This is a genomic window from Calditerricola yamamurae (assembly GCF_054654135.1).
On record NZ_BAAIFH010000004.1, the window covers coordinates 42670 to 57806 of the forward strand.

12 protein-coding genes and 1 other annotated feature are annotated in these 15137 nt (G+C 63.1%); of the genes, 4 read left to right on the plus strand and 8 right to left on the minus strand.

The features are described 5' to 3' along the window. Nucleotides 1-155 precede the first annotated feature (155 nt). The 7 genes from ACYQ0Z_RS01680 to ACYQ0Z_RS01710 all read right to left on the minus strand — a co-directional run bounded on the left by ACYQ0Z_RS01680 (nt 156) and on the right by ACYQ0Z_RS01710 (nt 8968). On the minus strand, nt 156-1877 hold the full coding sequence (locus ACYQ0Z_RS01680; RefSeq protein ID WP_459863812.1) for a GGDEF domain-containing protein: 1722 nt from the start codon (nt 1875-1877) through the stop codon (nt 156-158). Nucleotides 1878-2025: 148 nt separating this feature from the next. Next, on the minus strand, nt 2026-3420 hold the full coding sequence (gene murC / locus ACYQ0Z_RS01685; protein WP_459863814.1) for a UDP-N-acetylmuramate--L-alanine ligase: 1395 nt from the start codon (nt 3418-3420) through the stop codon (nt 2026-2028). After that, nucleotides 3420-4751: a bifunctional folylpolyglutamate synthase/dihydrofolate synthase gene (locus ACYQ0Z_RS01690; RefSeq protein ID WP_459863816.1), complete on the minus strand. Its 1332-nt coding sequence runs from the start codon at nt 4749-4751 to the stop codon at nt 3420-3422. Before ACYQ0Z_RS01690 ends, murC begins: the two co-directional genes overlap by 1 nt. A gap of 75 nt (nt 4752-4826) precedes the next feature. Further along, nucleotides 4827-7502 (minus strand): valine--tRNA ligase, encoded by a 2676-nt coding sequence (locus ACYQ0Z_RS01695; protein ID WP_459863818.1) that lies wholly within the window; start codon nt 7500-7502, stop codon nt 4827-4829. Nucleotides 7503-7554: 52 nt separating this feature from the next. After that, nucleotides 7555-7913: a binding site (T-box leader), on the minus strand. Nucleotides 7914-7987: 74 nt separating this feature from the next. Next, nucleotides 7988-8302, minus strand: a complete 315-nt coding sequence (locus ACYQ0Z_RS01700; RefSeq protein ID WP_459863820.1) for a DUF6220 domain-containing protein — start codon at nt 8300-8302, stop codon at nt 7988-7990. Between the two features lie 46 nt (nt 8303-8348). Next, nucleotides 8349-8606 carry a hypothetical protein gene (locus tag ACYQ0Z_RS01705; RefSeq protein WP_459863822.1) on the minus strand — a complete coding sequence of 86 codons (258 nt, stop codon included), beginning with the start codon at nt 8604-8606 and terminating at the stop codon, nt 8349-8351. Beyond that, complete coding sequence (locus ACYQ0Z_RS01710; RefSeq protein ID WP_459863824.1) at nt 8603-8968, minus strand: ArsR/SmtB family transcription factor; 366 nt, start codon at nt 8966-8968, stop codon at nt 8603-8605. The genes ACYQ0Z_RS01705 and ACYQ0Z_RS01710 overlap by 4 nt, the downstream gene beginning before the upstream one ends. 332 nt (nt 8969-9300) lie before the next feature. Between ACYQ0Z_RS01710 and ACYQ0Z_RS01715 the strand changes: the two genes are divergently transcribed. Beyond that, nucleotides 9301-11226 carry an OPT family oligopeptide transporter gene (locus ACYQ0Z_RS01715; protein ID WP_459863826.1) on the plus strand — a complete coding sequence of 642 codons (1926 nt, stop codon included), beginning with the start codon at nt 9301-9303 and terminating at the stop codon, nt 11224-11226. A 9-nt stretch (nt 11227-11235) separates the two neighbouring features. Continuing rightward, nucleotides 11236-11640, plus strand: coding sequence for a PqqD family protein (locus tag ACYQ0Z_RS01720; protein WP_459863828.1), 405 nt, complete (start codon nt 11236-11238; stop codon nt 11638-11640). Between the two features lie 99 nt (nt 11641-11739). On the opposite strand, the gene ACYQ0Z_RS01725 is transcribed toward ACYQ0Z_RS01720, so the two are convergent. After that, nucleotides 11740-12894, minus strand: a complete 1155-nt coding sequence (locus ACYQ0Z_RS01725; RefSeq protein WP_459863830.1) for a pyridoxal-phosphate-dependent aminotransferase family protein — start codon at nt 12892-12894, stop codon at nt 11740-11742. 225 nt (nt 12895-13119) lie between these two features. Here ACYQ0Z_RS01725 and mobB point away from each other — a divergent pair, with 225 nt between their 5' ends. Both mobB and ACYQ0Z_RS01735 read left to right on the plus strand, forming a co-directional pair. After that, a complete protein-coding gene (mobB, locus tag ACYQ0Z_RS01730; RefSeq protein ID WP_459863832.1) occupies nt 13120-14277 on the plus strand; it encodes a molybdopterin-guanine dinucleotide biosynthesis protein B in 1158 nt (385 codons plus the stop codon). A gap of 21 nt (nt 14278-14298) precedes the next feature. Further along, nucleotides 14299-15117: a molybdenum cofactor biosynthesis protein gene (locus ACYQ0Z_RS01735; RefSeq protein WP_459863834.1), complete on the plus strand. Its 819-nt coding sequence runs from the start codon at nt 14299-14301 to the stop codon at nt 15115-15117. The last annotated feature ends 20 nt before the right edge of the window (nt 15118-15137 follow it).

Sequence of the window (15137 nt, forward strand, 5' to 3'; positions counted from 1 at the left end):
GAAAGCCCTGACAATCCCGACAATTCCGATGAAATCAAAGGAATTACAGTCTACTTTCCCCGGTGGTAAGCCGCGTCCGACCCCGTTCCTTCCTCCACTCCATCGGACTTCCCGGCCACACCCGCGTAACACGGCGCGCAAACGGGGGCAATTGCTCATGCCGAATCGTACACGGCCAGGCGGTTGCGCCCTTTTTTCTTGCCTCCGATGTACAGCGCCCGGTCGGCGTGGCGCACCAGGCTCAGGGGATCCGACGCGTGCGCGGGGTACGAGGCCAACCCCATGCTGCAGGTGATCCGGATCTCGACCGCTTCGGGCTGCGCATCCTCGGACAATGTCGGGTGGACAACGATGGGCGTCTCCTCCATTTTGCGGCGGATCTGCTCACCCACGATCCGCGCCTCATGATGGTCGGTTTGTGGAAACAGAATGGTGAACTCCTCGCCGCCGTAGCGGCAGACGATATCCTGGGGGCGCACATTTTCTTTTAGCAACTGGGCCACCGTTTGCAAGACCTGGTTCCCTGCTTCATGGCCGTACGTGTCATTTACCCGTTTAAAGTGATCCAGGTCGACAATGAGCAGGGAAATCGGCTCACCCGCCTCTTGCGCGCGTTCAAACAGGCGAAACAATTGTTGTTCAAAAAACCGATAATTGTACAGCCCCGTCAAGGGATCGATGTAGGTTTGGGCAAGGGTGTGCTCGTAGCGCCTCGCGTTTTCCAGGGCCAGCGCCGCCTGGTTGGCGAAGATCTCCAGCAATACCTTGTCATGTGATGTTAACCCATACGCGATGCGCCGGCCGAGGGTAAACACGCCGACCAGCTTGCCGTTTTGTATGAGCGGTCCCGCCAAGATGGTGCGCATGGCCCGCAGCGACGGCGGTTCATGCGCAACATGATGGGCCGCCCCCGCACGTCGCACCAGCAGCACCCGCTTCTCCAGCGCCGCCATGCCGCTGACCCCCTCACCCAGGCGAACCGTCCGCGCGCAAAAGGCCCGACAGTCCTTTTCCGGCAACCCGTTCCCCTCCACGCGCAAGGGCCGGAGCACCTGGTTGTCCGGTTCCACGACAAACAACACGTAACAGTCGGCCACAAAAAGAAGGCGAGCAGTGCGGAAAATTTCGTCAATGACCTTGTCCCATCGCAACTGGGACGTGAACATCTTGGCCAACCGGTTGACTTGTTCCAGGCGCTGATGGAGGGTTTTCAGCCGGTAATACATCCGGAGGACAAAGGATAAGGCGGTGATGGGAACAGAAAACAGCACCGGGGTCAGCCACCCCACGGTGTCGTACAACGCGTAGATGAGCAGGCCAGCCGGACTGGCCAACGCCGTGAGGCCCATTTCCCCCAAAAATTCGTGCAAGGTGGTTCGTGTCGGCCAGGTTCCGCGCCATACGCGCATGAGCAAGGCAAGGAGCAGATGATTGGAGAGCAAGTACGTTCCGATGTACACGGCCATGGGGAGAGCCACTTGGGAGAGGGAATGCCCGCTGCCCATCACGCCGCCGGAGGCGACATAGGCCCCCGCAGCGGCGAAGGAAACCACGACATACATGGCCAGATTGAGCAAGATGCGCTCAAGGGAGCGAAAACGCAAAAGCAACATCGAGATCAAGATGGCAAGCTGCGTGAGCCACAGCTCGACTGCCAGCCCGTAGAACTGAAAGGTGACCAGTGAGGCGACGGGCGTGAGCGTCACCGCCATGTTTTTGAAGGGAATGGGAAACACGCTCACCAGCATGTACAGCAGGAAAAAGGCCAACAGGGCATCCGTCTGAACGGCTTGCCACGCGTTGAGATGCGCCACCGTATAGCCCATCGCGACAGCATAGGCCAAAAGAAAAAGGCCCCAACACACCACACGGTGCATGGATCTCCTCCCTCCCCCATCCCTTTGCGAATTGCCAAGCTCTCCACCTTATCCCTGCTCTTCCCTTCTATTGTAGTTGTGCTTCGTGCATTGGAAAAGGGGGAAGGAGATCGGTTTCAGCTGTGAATAATGAAAAAGGCGCCCCAGTTCAAGGCTTCTGGGGCGCTTTTTTCCCTTGCAACTGGCCCACCAAGGCCTCGGCCACCTTCCAGATGTCGCCCGCTCCCATGGTGAGCACCAGATCGCCTTCCCGGACACGCCGAAGGAGTTCCGCCACGATACCGGCGTGGTCGGGGATGTAGGCGGCACGCGGATTGCTGCGCTCCCGAATCAGGTCCACCAGCCGCTCCGACGAAACGCCGGGAATGGGCGTCTCTCCGGCCGGAGAGTAGATGTCGGCAATGATGACCTCATCGGCCTCGCCAAAGGCGCGGCTAAACTCATCCAACAACAGGGCGGTGCGGGTGTACCGCTGGGGCTGGAACACGGCGATCACGCGGCGCCCGGTATCCTTTGCCGCGCGCAGGGTGGCCTGGATTTCCGTCGGATGATGGGCGTAGTCGTCTACGACAAGCACGCCTCCTGCTTCTCCCATCACCTGAAACCGTCGCTTGGCGCCCCGAAATGCCCCCAAATGGCGTGCCACCACATCAAAGGGCATCCCCAGTTCCAAGCACACCGCGAGGCAGGCCAGGGCATTGGCCACGTTGTGCACGCCGGGGACGGCAACCGTCACCCGCCCCAGCGTCTCGCCCCGGCGGACAGCAGTGAAGGCAATGCGCCGGTCGCCCGTTTCCACGTCCACTGCGGTGTAGTCGGCCGGTGTGTGCAGGCCATACGTGACCACGCGCGCCGGAACCGCCTCAATCATAGAGCGGAGGTTCGCGCAGTCGACGCACAATACGGCAAACCCGTCGGGACGCACCTGACGCAAAAACTGCCGGTAGGCCCCTTTCAGTCGTTCGAAATCGCCGCCATAGTGTTCCAGGTGGTCGGGCTCGATGTTGGTCACCACGGCCACCTGTGGCGTGTAGTGCAGAAACGACCCATCGCTCTCATCGGCCTCGGCCACCACATAGGGGCTCCTTCCGGCCTTGGCGTTGCCGTCCAGTCCCACCACTTCGCCACCGATGACATAAGTCGGATCCCATCCGGCCTTTTCCATGACGAAGGCAATCATCGACGAGGTGGTCGTCTTGCCGTGGGCACCGGATACGGCAATGCCCTGTCCCGCGTTGAGCAATTCGGCCAGCAGTTGGGAGCGGTGCAAGAGTTCAATGCCCTTTTCACGCGCGGCGACCAGTTCCACGTTGTCCTTCGGAATGTCCGTGGAGTAGACGACACGCACCGCCCCGTCGATGTGGGTGGCATCGTGGCCGATGTAGACCCGGGCCCCGCGGGCGGCAAGCTGCTCCGTCAGGGCCTTGGACGCCACGTCCGAACCCGACACCGGAACCCCGCGGTCCAGCAGTACCCGTGCGAGGGCACTCATGCCGTATCCCCCGATGCCGATGAAATGCACGCGGCCTTGTTCGATCGCCATCACGCCCCCACCCCTTTCCTTTCCCGGACGGCCTGGCGCACCTCGGCGACGAGGTACAAGGACCCGCACACCAGTACCGCGTCATCCGGCTTGGCTTGCGCCAGAGCATGCTGAAGCGCCGCCGCCGCGTCCGGTGCCGTGTTCACCGCCTTGCCCGGAACCAGGCGGCGCACCAATGCGGCTGTTTCCTCGGCCGGCAGTGCTTTGTGGAAGGCGGGCGTCGTCGCCGTTACCGTCTGGGCAAGGGGCAATATCTGCCGAAGGAAGGCCTCGTGCTCCTTGTCCTGCACGAAGCCGACCACCAGGTGCACCCGGCGCCCAGGGAGCCGCTCGCGAACCGTCGCCGCCAGTGCCTGCGCACCTTGTGGGTTGTGCGCGCCATCAACGATGACAAGCGGGCGTTCGGCCAGCACCTCAAAGCGCCCCGGCCAGCGCACCGTCGCCAGGCCGCGGCGAATCGGCTCTTCCTCCTCCAGTTGGGCAGCGTAAAACTGGCGCAAGAGCTCGAGGGCCATCAGTGCCGTCGCCGCGTTTTGGGCCTGGTGCGCCCCTTTGAGCCCCACCTCGATGTCCCGCAACTCGCGGTACGGGCCGTAAAAATGCATTCGCTCGCCCGCTTCGGTCGGCTCCAGCCGCTCGTAGCGGTAATGCGTGCCCGGCTCGTACAGGGTCGTGCGCTTTTCGCGGCACACGTCCCGAAAGAGTGCCAGCACGTCGGGATCTTCCTCCGCCGTCACCACCGGTACGCCGCTTTTGATGATTCCCGCCTTCTCGCGGGCAATGGCCAGGCGGTCGGGGCCCAGGAGATGCCGGTGATCGTCCCCCACGTTGGTGATCACCGCCACCACCGGGTAGACGATGTTGGTGGCGTCCAGTCGTCCGCCAAGGCCCGTCTCCCACACGACAAAATAGGGACGGTGACGTTCGTAATACAGCAGGGCGAGGGTGGTGATGACCTCGAACTCCGTCGGCGGCCCCCACTCCGTCTCGGCCAGCTCGTCAACCAGCGGCTTTACCCGATTGACCAGCTCCACCAATTCCTCGCCGGGGATGGGCCTGCCGTTGAGTTGGATCCGCTCCTCAAATCGCTCCACGTAAGGGGAGATGTAAAGCCCCACGTCGTAGCCCGCCTCGTCCAGAACGCGGGCCATCATCGCCGCGGTGGACCCTTTCCCGTTCGTGCCGGCGATGTGGATGAACTTGAGGTACCGATGCGGGTGGTCCAGCCGCTCCATCAGCCATTCCATGCGCGCAAGGCCTGGTTTGATGCCAAGGGGAACCAGGCTGTGAATCCAGTCGATGGCCTCTTGTACCGTACGAATCGCGTACATGACCGCAATCACTCCATGTGTATTCGGGGCAGCCGGCAAGAATGCGACTGCCCCGCACATTCCGAAATTAACAACCTACCCTTTCAGCTCGGCCAGGCGCGCCAGGACCTTGTCCCGTTTCTCGCGCCACATGCGCGCCTTCTCCCGCTCGGCCTCCACCACCTCGGTCGGCGCCTTGGCCACGAAATTGGGGTTGGCCAGTTTCTTTTCGGCGCGTTCCACTTCCTTGTTCAGGGTGTCAAGTTCCTTCTCGAGGCGTTTGAGCTCCTGCTCAATGTCAACCAGTCCCTCCAGGGGCACAAACACCTGCGCCCCCGTGACGACGGCGGTCATCGACCTTGCCGGCTTGGTCACGTCGACACCCATGACCAGCACCTGGGGACGGCAGAACCGCTCCAAGTAGGCCCGTCCTTTTTCCAGCAGGGCCAGCACCTCGGCGCTGTCGGCCTTGATGTGCAGGTCGATCGGCTTGGACAGTGGCACGTTGAGTTCGGCCCGCAGGTTGCGCACCGCGCGAATAGTTTCCACCAGGAGCCGCATCTCCCGCACCGCTTCGGGGAAGTGGTGCGCCGCGTTCGGCTCGGGCCACTTGGCCCGCACGATGGTTTCGCCCTCGTGGGGCAGGTGCTGCCAAATTTCTTCTGTCACGAAGGGCATGTACGGGTGGAGCAGGCGCAGGATGGTATCGAGGGTGTGGACGAGCACGGCACGCGTCGTCCGCTTGGCCGCCTCGTCACTCGAACCGAGCGGGATCTTGGCCATCTCAATGTACCAGTCGCAGAACTCGTCCCAGATGAAATTATAGAGCACCCGCGCCGCCTCGCCGAATTCGTACTGCTTGAGGAGACGCGTGACATCGCGCACCGTCTCGCTCAGACGGTGCAGGATCCACTGGTCGGGCACGCTCAGCGGGCCGGAGAGGTCCACGTCGGCAACGGTGAACCCCTCGGGCAGGTTCATCAGCACGAAGCGCGACGCGTTCCAGATCTTGTTGACGAAGGCGCGCGCCGACTCGACCCGCTCCCAGGAGAAGCGGATGTCGTTGCCCGGGGAGCTGCCCGTGGCCAGCATGAAGCGCAACGCGTCGGCGCCGTGCTTCTCGATGACTTCCATCGGGTCGACACCGTTGCCGAGGGACTTGGACATCTTGCGCCCCTTCTCGTCGCGGATCAGGCCGTGGATGATCACGTCCTTGAACGGCTTTTGCCCCGTGAACTCCAGGGCGGTGAAGATCATCCGCGCCACCCAGAAGAAGATGATGTCGTAGGCCGTCACGAGGACGTCCGTCGGGTAGTAGCGCTTCAGGTCGCCTGTCTCGTCGGGCCAGCCCATCGTGGAGAAGGGCCACAGGCCGGAGCTGAACCACGTGTCCAGCACGTCCTCGTCCTGGGTGAGGGTGACGTCGGGCCCGTATTTCGCCCGCGCCTTTTCGTAGGCCTCCTCCTCGCTGCGGGCCACGATCACCTCGCCGTCGGGCGTGTACCAGGCCGGAATGCGGTGCCCCCACCACAGCTGGCGGGAAATGCACCAGTCACGGACGTTCTCGATCCAGTGCAAAAACACCTTCTTGAACCGTTCCGGCACAAAGCGCACCGCATCGTCGGACAGCGTGTGGCGGATGGCCTGCTCGGCGAGGGGCTTCATGCGCACGAACCACTGGGTCGACAGGTACGGCTCCACCACCGCGCCGCTGCGCTGGCTGTGGCCGACGGCGTGGACGTGGTCCTCCACCTTGACGAGGTAGCCCTGGCGCTCAAGGTCCTCCACGAGCCGCTTGCGACACTCGTAGCGGTCGAGCCCCTGGTACGGCCCGGCGTTCTCGTTCATCTTTGCCTCCTCGTCCATGACGAGGATGCGCGGCAGGTTGTGGCGCAGGCCCACCTCGAAGTCGTTCGGGTCGTGGGCCGGCGTAATCTTCACCGCGCCGGTGCCGAATTCCGGATCGACGTATTCGTCGGCGATAATGGGGATCTCCCGGCCGACGATGGGCAGGAGGACCGTCTTGCCAATGAACGCCTTGTACCGCTCGTCGTCGGGATGCACAGCCACGGCTACGTCGCCGAGCATCGTCTCCGGCCGCGTGGTGGCCACGACGACCGCGCCCGAGCCGTCCTTAAGCGGGTAGCGGATGTGGTAGAGCTTGCCCTGGACTTCCTTGTACTCCACCTCGATGTCCGACAGGGCCGTGCGGGCCACCGGGTCCCAGTTGATGATGTACTCACCGCGGTAGATCAGCCCCTTTTCATACAGGGAGACAAACACCTCCCGCACCGCGCGCGACAGCCCCTCGTCCATCGTAAAGCGCTCGCGGGAGTAGTCGAGGGACAGGCCGAGCTTGGCCCACTGTTCCCGGATGACCGATGCGTAGTGTTCCTTCCACTGCCACACGCGCTCGAGGAACTTCTCGCGCCCCAGGTCGTAGCGCGACAGCCCCTCCTTGGCCAGCTCCTTCTCCACCCGCGTCTGTGTGGCGATGCCGGCGTGGTCCATGCCCGGCAGCCACAGGGCATCGTAGCCCTGCATGCGCTTCATGCGGATGAGGATGTCCTGCAGCGTGCAGTTGAGGGCATGGCCAAGGTGCAGGTTGCCCGTCACGTTCGGCGGCGGGATGACGATGGCAAAGGGCTTCTTGTCCGGATCGCCGCCGGCTTCAAAGAATTTGTTTTTCACCCACCACTGGTAGCGCCCCGCTTCCACCGCCTTCGGGTCGTATTGGGGCGGCAGGGTGGGTTTCGTCGCGTGTTCTGCCATGACCTCACCCTCCTCGCATTTCGTCAGCCCATCAAGCAAAAAACCCCCTTCGTCAAAGGACGAAAGGGGTCTCCCTTCGCGGTACCACCTTTGTTCACGGCCAACCGTCATGCGCATGCCCCGCCAACATGCTGCTTCCGCGCCGCGCGCATCCTTTCCGTTGGGTTTTTCCAACGATGCGTCAGCATGGGCACGCGCGCCACAGCGCGAAAAGGCCGTGCTCTCCTTCCGCTAACGGGCGGTGACCGTCCTGCCCTACTGGCAACGGGCCACTCCATGGACATTCCGCGCGTTCGGGCAAGCCGCTCCGGGGCGACGTTCGGCCGCTTTCGCCTGGGAAGCCTCGCAGCCAAGGGCTTCCCTCTCTGCAAGGCGCGCAGGCGGCCTACTCCTCCCCATCCTCGCGTTTGGGGTCATCCATAGGATCTCTTTTCCATCCAGTATCGCCAAAGTCAAATGGCTCCTTTTCTTATCTTACGTCGAACTCAGGGGAAAGTCAAAGCTGTACGCCGTGGCAAACGGTCAACAGCGGTGCGCGTGAGGGAAAGGAGTGCCAACACAGGATGCATCGCCGAAGCCCACGGAATCAGAGCTCGGCTGTTGGCCGTTGCGTAGAGGAAGACCATCAACCCGTACAGGACAGTGCTGCGCCCAGCGGCCCACCGTATCGGCCCCACGAGCGCCATCCCCAACATCCCAATGGGCAGCAGACTAAACGAATGGACAAACATCGCGTGTCGGGCCCAATTCGCCGGCTGAACGAAGACGGCCAATCCGGCCAGGTATCCCTGGATGAGCACGCATTCTCCATCCCGGTATTTCTCACTTCTTGGCTCCACCCCGATCCTACTCTACCTCGCGCAGCATCCGCTCAATCGCTTCAACGCGGTTACGCAGATCGGCCAAGTCTTCGGAAATCTTCCGTTGCACGGCAACCGCTTCTTCCGCCAGTTTGTGATACGCTTCGTCCCGCGCGATTTCGGCCTGGCTCATGAGCTTTGTCTGGCGGTACTTGAAAATCTGCCAGATGAGGACCACGATGACGACGGTAATCATCAGGTTCATAGCAAGGGCAAACCACATCCCGGCATAATGCATATTCATTGCTCATCCTCCCCTTCTGACTTTCTCCCTTTGGCACGCCCGGATTCATGTCGTGGATGGGACACCGGTAAGGTTTTGGCCGCTTCCGCGAGGTTCTCGGGCGTGAGATGCAAAGAAAACGGAATGATTTCGTAATAATTCAATGCTTTTCCGTCCGGAGAAAGTTCCATCTTGCTCGTGACCAACCCCGCCTCTTCCAAACGCTTGAGATGCATGTAAAGCAACGGACGGCTGATTTTCGCCTCACGGGCAAGCTGACTCACGTGGACGCGCCTGCCCATTAATAAGGAGAGGATTTTCAATCGGTGGGGGTTGGACAAGGCGTCGAAAATCTTGATCAATGTTTCGCCAGACGGCAGCACCCCTCCGTTTTGTCGCTCATTGATCTTCCATCCCCCCTTGTGATCGAAACGTTCATATAACATCTGTAAAAAAAATATTACACGTATAAGACGTTGTCAACCCTCCATATCAACGAGTCCCGCCGCCATGCGCACCACGCGGTGGGCGCGGGCGGCCAGGTGCGGGTCGTGGGTGACGGCCACCAGCGACAGATCCGTTAATTGCGACGATTGAAATAAAAATGAAATATATAAAAATATACGGGTGATACAAATTAAATGATATAATTAACCCGTGTTTAACCTTTGTTTTTCAAAAAAATAAAGACCGTTCTGCAAAGGAGGGCTCATGGATGAAAAACGAACAGCAACGGCCGCAGTCTTTTGTACCCTACGTTCCGGCAAACAAATCGCTGCCCGAGCTGACGGTTACCGCTCTTGTCCTCGGGATCCTCCTGGCCATCTTGTTTGGTGCCGCGAACGCCTATCTGGGCCTGAAGATCGGCATGACAGTAAGCGCTTCCATTCCCGCGGCCGTGATTTCCATGGCCATTCTTCGCGGGATCTTTCGCCGCCAGTCCATTCTCGAAAACAACATTGTCCAGACGATGACCACCGCCGGGGAAGCGGTGGCTGCCGGCGCGATCTTCACCCTGCCGGCCCTGTTTCTGTGGAACCTGACCCCCAGTCAGACGATGATCGCGTTTATCGTGCTGACGGGCGGCTTCTTGGGCGTGTTCATGATGGTGCCGCTTCGCCGCCTGCTGATCGTGCAGGAACACCACACCCTTCCGTATCCGGAAGGTACCGCCTGTGCGGAGGTGCTCAAGTCGGGTGAGGCCGGCGGCGCCAGTGCACGGCTCGTCTTCACCGGCTTCTTTGTTGGCGGGCTGTTCAAGGCGCTGGGCGACGGCCTGAAACTCTTCAAAACAGAAATCGAAACGACAATTTCCAAATTTAAAAACGCGCTCATCGGATTGGACGCCTATCCGGCCCTCCTCGGTGTGGGCTACATCATCGGTCCGCGCATCGCCGGGCAAATGCTGGCCGGCGGCCTCTTGGCCTGGCTCGTTTTCATCCCGATGATCAGCTTCTTCGGAGCCGATAACGCCCACCCCCTCTTCCCGGCGGAAGCCCCCGTCGGCAAATTGGATGCCTGGGGCGTGTGGGACGCCTACATCCGGTACATCGGTGCCGGGGCCGTGGCCACGGGCGGGCTGATCACCCTTATCAAAACCTTGCCCATGCTGTACCGCTCGCTCCGCGACACGCTGCGCGGCATCCGCAAAGTCGGCACCGGACGAACCGAGAGTGTGGCGCGGACCGACCGCGACATCCCCATGCCGTGGGTGCTGGCCGGCACGGCCATCATCATTGCCATCATCGCCTTCGCTCCCATCACCAATGTGGGGGTCATCGGCGCGCTGGCCATCGCCGTTTTCGGGTTCCTCTTTGTGGCTGTGGCCTCGCGTATCGTCGGGATTGTCGGGAGCTCGTCCTCGCCCGTTTCGGGGATGACCATCGCCACGCTCCTTATCGTCACCTTTGTCTTTAAGCTGGCCGGCATGCACGGTATGCATGGCATGGTGGCCGCACTGACGGTGGGTGCCATCGTCTGCACGGCGCTGGCGGTGGCCGGCGACATCTCCCAGGACCTGAAGACCGGATACCTGGTCGGCAGCACGCCGTGGAAGCAACAGCTGGCCATGATGATCGGCGTGTTGGCCTCCGGGCTGGTGATCGGCTTCGTGCTCGTCGTGCTCCACGCCACCTACGGGATGGGCTCCGAGGCCCTGCCGGCACCCAAAGCAGTGCTCATGAAGATGGTCATCGAAGGTATCCTGGCCGACAACCTGCCGTGGGACCTCATCTTCATGGGCGCGGCGTCGGCCGTCGTCATCGAATGCCTGGGCCTTAACTCGCTGGCTGTGGCTGTCGGCATCTACCTGCCGGTGCACGTCAGCACCCCGATCATGGTCGGCGGCTTGGTGCGGTGGGCCGTGGAGGCGCTGACGAAGGACGAGGCAACCAAAACGGCCCGCGTGGAAACGGGCACCCTCTTTGCCTCGGGTCTGATCGCTGGCGAGGCACTGGTCGGCGTGCTCATCGCCGTCCTGATCTGGCTCAACGTGAAACTGCCGGAAAACGTGCTCCTGCCGCAAAACAGCGTGACGCTCGTTCTCTTTGCTGCGCTCACCCTCCTGCTCGCCTGGGTGGCCGTGCGGGCCAAAGGGAACACCGCTCGTCCGGCCGACGGCGACGCGGCAGCCGAAAGGTAGGGGAAGGCCATGGGGCTGAAATGGCGCGCGCTGTTCGAGCGCAAAGGGCGCGCGGCGCGCAAGAAGCAAAACCTGCTGTCCATGACACCGCGCCTGCGTGAAACGGTGCATCTGGAAGCGACCGACCACCCCGATACGCTAACCCTGGTTGTACCGCGGACCGGCTGGCTGGAGCGCCTGTCGGTGCGCTACCTGAACCAGCCGGCTGCCATCCGCGTGGCACTCGATCCCCTCGGCAGCTTTGTACTCGCACGCTGTGACGGACGCTACACGGTAGCCGAGATCGCCGCGGCGCTGCGCGAGCGCTTTGGCGACGAGGCCGAGCCGCTGCTGCCGCGCCTGGCCACATTCCTGGAGGTCGTTGAGGCCAACGGATGGCTGACGTGGGCCGAGCCGCAAGCAGATGCCACCTGAAACGCATATTCGAAGCATACAAACATCCCCTGTCCGAATCAGGACAGGGGATGTTTTTTGGGGGACGTTCCCGCTTCACCAAACTGCCGCCAGATGGCTTCACCGCGCCTCGCCCAAAAGCTGGCGCAGCGCCGAGGTGAAAAGCACCACGTTTTTCAGCTGGCAGCTATAGCCCATCAGACCCACGCGCCACACCTTGCCCTTCAACTCGCCCAGTCCGCCGCCGATCTCGATCCCGTACACCTCGAGGAGCTGCCGGCGGATCGCCGCCTCGTCGATCCCCTCAGGGACACGCACGGTGGTCAGCTGCGGCAGGCGATAGGCCTCCGCCACGTGCAGCGTCAGCCCCATGTCCTCAAGGGCCGCCTGCAGGCGACGGCCCAGCTCCAGATGGCGGCGGTAGACATTCTCCAGCCCCTCCTCGATGAGCACCTCAAGCCCCTCGCGCAGCGCGTAGATCATCGAGATGGGCGCCGTATGGTGGTAGAACCGCTCTTCACCCCAGTATTGCTGGATCATCGACAGGTCAAGATACCAGCTCTGGATCTTTGTCTTACGCGTACGGATCACCTCTTGCGCCCGCGGGCTGAAGGTGACCGGTGCCAGCCCCGGCGGCACGCTGAGGCATTTCTGCGTCCCACTGTAGCAGGCGTCAATGCCGTTTTTGTCCACCTCCACCGGCACCCCGCCGAGGGAGGTCACAGCGTCCACGATGAACAGCGCCCCGTGCTCATGGGCCAGCCGCCCGATGTCGGCCAACGGCTGCCACACGCCGGTGGACGTCTCGGCGTGCACCATGGCAACGGCCTTCACCGGCCCGTCGGCTTGCTTCAGCGCCTTTTCCACAGCCTCCGGCGGAATCGGCTCGCCCCACGGCGCGGTGACGGGAATCACCTCGGCTCCGCACCGCGACGCCACGTCCACCATGCGCTGGCCGAAGAGGCCGTTGACGCCGATCACCACCCGGTCGCCCGGCTCAATCAGGTTGACGAATACCGTCTCCATGCCCGCGCTACCGGTTCCGGACATGGCGAGGGTCAGCTCGTTTTTCGTGCCGAACACCTGGCGCAAGAGGTCGCGCACCTCGTTCATCAGCGCCAGAAAGGCCGGATCCAGGTGGCCCACCAGCGGCGTGGACAGGGCCTTTAGCACCCGCGGATGGACATCGCTCGGGCCCGGTCCCATGAGGATGCGCGTCGGTACCTGCCACATGTTGCCCGTCTCCCCCTTGTCCTCAGCAGTATGCTTCTCCATTGTACACCATCTGCCCCCCGGCTGCACGTCATTTGTCAGAAAAGCCGGTCGTTGGCTGACCGAATCGCCGGTTGAATGTCGCAGCAGACACGGACCAACCCCACCGGTACAATAGAGGTAGCGAAGGAAGCCGCTCGGAACCGCAGCGCCCGCTGCGACAACGCGGGACATTTCCTTTTACCCGACCGTCACGCCTTCACCCCGTTTGCTAAGGGTGCGGATGCGATGGACGTGCTGATTCTGGTCGGCGGACAGAGCCGCCGCATGGGACAATCCAAGCCGCTGCTGGCCTACCGCGGACGTCGACTCGTCGACTACCTGCTCGATGTGGTACGCGCAGCCGGCGGCACGGCGCACTTGGTCGGCAAAGCCGACTCTCCGCTGGCCCGCGAATACGCAGAACGCTGGATCAGCGACGAGGTGGACGCCGGCCCCCTCGGCGGCCTGGCCGCAGGCCTCGCCCGCGTCGACGGCGACCGCGCCGTCGTGCTTGCCTGCGACCTGCCCCGCGTCACACCGGAAACGCTGACGTGGCTGTGGCGCCTCAGCGAAACCCATCCCTCCTATGACGCGTGGGTGAGCTGCGACGGCATGCGCGTGCATCCGCTCCTCGCCGTCTACCGCACACGCGTCCTGCCGCGGGTGCGTGCGCAGCTGGCTACCGGCTCGTACGCCCTTTCCGGCCTCTTGAACCGCCTGGCGTGGTTCGCCGCCCCGCTGCCCGATCCGGCCTGGGCTGCCAACGCCAACACCCCCGAAGAATGGATGGCCCTCACCGGCGAGTGGCCTGCGCTGCACGGCGCGTCGCCCATTAGCACCGTTCCAGCACGCCTCGACGGTACTGCCGCGGCCGCGCCCTTGGTCTTCCAGCTCGTCGGTTTTGCCAAGCGGGGCAAGACGACGTGGGCCAAGGCCATCGTCGCCCACTTCGCTTCCCGCGGCTGGCGCGTGGGCAGCCTGAAGCACGACGGCGGCGGACACGGTCTGGCGTGGGAGGTGGACGGACGCGACAGCCGCGAGCACGCCCGCGCCGGCGCCGCCCGTGCCGTGGTCGTTTCCGGCGGGGAAAAGGGGATTTATGAGCGGCGGGACGCGCCGTGGGAACTGGACGAACTTCTCGCCGATTTTTCCGACTGCGACCTCATTGTCGTGGAGGGCTTAAAGAACGCCCCGTTCCCAAAGTGGGTGTTTGTGCGCGACCCGGAAGATTGGATCCTCGCCGAGCGCCTGACGGGCGTCGTCGGCGCGGTGGCGCACCCCCGTGCGCGCGTTGCCGCACCGCCCCAGGTACCATGGCCGGTTTGGGATATTGACCGACCCGATGATGCGCTCACCTGGCTGGAACACTGGTTGCGCCGGCATCGTCTCGCACCGCGCCGGTAACCGGAAAGGAGGATTCACCCCATGCGCGTCACCGCTTGCCTGTTTGGCCCCCTGCGCCGCGCCGAAGGGACGGATACCTTAACCGTCGACCTGGCTCCGGACAGCCGCGTGCTCGACCTTATGCTTACCCTGATCACCACCCGTCCGGCGCTGCGCGACTTGCTCCCACGATGCACCTTCGCCCGCAACGGCGACTACCTCCTCCTCGACGCACACCTAGCCGAGGGCGACACGCTCCTCATCCTGCCTCCGCCTGACGCGCCGCTGGGCGCCGGCGATCCCGATGCCCTCGTCTCGCCGTGCGGCCGCTTTCTCCTGACCCACCGGCCCATCGACGCTGCCGCCGTGACGGCCAAGGCGTCCCACCCCAACGCCGGCGCCGTCCTCACCTTCACCGGTACCGTGCGCGAATGGACGCGCGGACGTCGGACCGTGGCCCTTACCTACACCGCGTACGAACCGATGGCCCTGCGCACCATGGCCCAAATCGGCGACGAGGTGGCCGCACGCTGGCCTGAAACGCGCCTGGCCATTGCCCACCGGCTGGGCACGCTGGCCGTCGGCGAGGTGAGCATCGTTATCGCCGTCGGCGCCCCTCACCGCGCCCAGGCATATGAGGCCAGCCGTTACACCATTGAACGCTTTAAGCAGATCGTTCCCATCTGGAAGAAGGAGATCGGCGAAGACGGAACAGCGTGGGTCGGCCATCAGGGCGACAACTGGAACCCGTTGAAGCCGCTGGAACCGGCGCCGGAGCCGGCGGCGTCACCCGTTCCGGAAGCGGCATGCTGCCGGGAAAGCGAAACAAAAGCGGCCCGCAGCGGGCTGGGAAATCCTTGAGCCCGCGCGGACCGCAGCAC

What these genes read in the sequence shown, in the direction of transcription:
- ACYQ0Z_RS01680 (WP_459863812.1), bottom strand. Translation starts at nt 1,877, where the DNA reads ATGCACCGTGTGGTGTGTTGGGGCCTTTTTCTTTTGGCCTATGCTGTC.
- murC (WP_459863814.1), bottom strand. Translation starts at nt 3,420, where the DNA reads ATGGCGATCGAACAAGGCCGCGTGCATTTCATCGGCATCGGGGGATAC.
- ACYQ0Z_RS01690 (WP_459863816.1), bottom strand. Translation starts at nt 4,751, where the DNA reads ATGTACGCGATTCGTACGGTACAAGAGGCCATCGACTGGATTCACAGC.
- ACYQ0Z_RS01695 (WP_459863818.1), bottom strand. Translation starts at nt 7,502, where the DNA reads ATGGCAGAACACGCGACGAAACCCACCCTGCCGCCCCAATACGACCCG.
- ACYQ0Z_RS01705 (WP_459863822.1), bottom strand. Translation starts at nt 8,606, where the DNA reads ATGAATATGCATTATGCCGGGATGTGGTTTGCCCTTGCTATGAACCTG.
- ACYQ0Z_RS01715 (WP_459863826.1), top strand. Translation starts at nt 9,301, where the DNA reads ATGAAAAACGAACAGCAACGGCCGCAGTCTTTTGTACCCTACGTTCCG.
- ACYQ0Z_RS01720 (WP_459863828.1), top strand. Translation starts at nt 11,236, where the DNA reads ATGGGGCTGAAATGGCGCGCGCTGTTCGAGCGCAAAGGGCGCGCGGCG.
- ACYQ0Z_RS01725 (WP_459863830.1), bottom strand. Translation starts at nt 12,894, where the DNA reads ATGGAGAAGCATACTGCTGAGGACAAGGGGGAGACGGGCAACATGTGG.
- mobB (WP_459863832.1), top strand. Translation starts at nt 13,120, where the DNA reads ATGGACGTGCTGATTCTGGTCGGCGGACAGAGCCGCCGCATGGGACAA.
- ACYQ0Z_RS01735 (WP_459863834.1), top strand. Translation starts at nt 14,299, where the DNA reads ATGCGCGTCACCGCTTGCCTGTTTGGCCCCCTGCGCCGCGCCGAAGGG.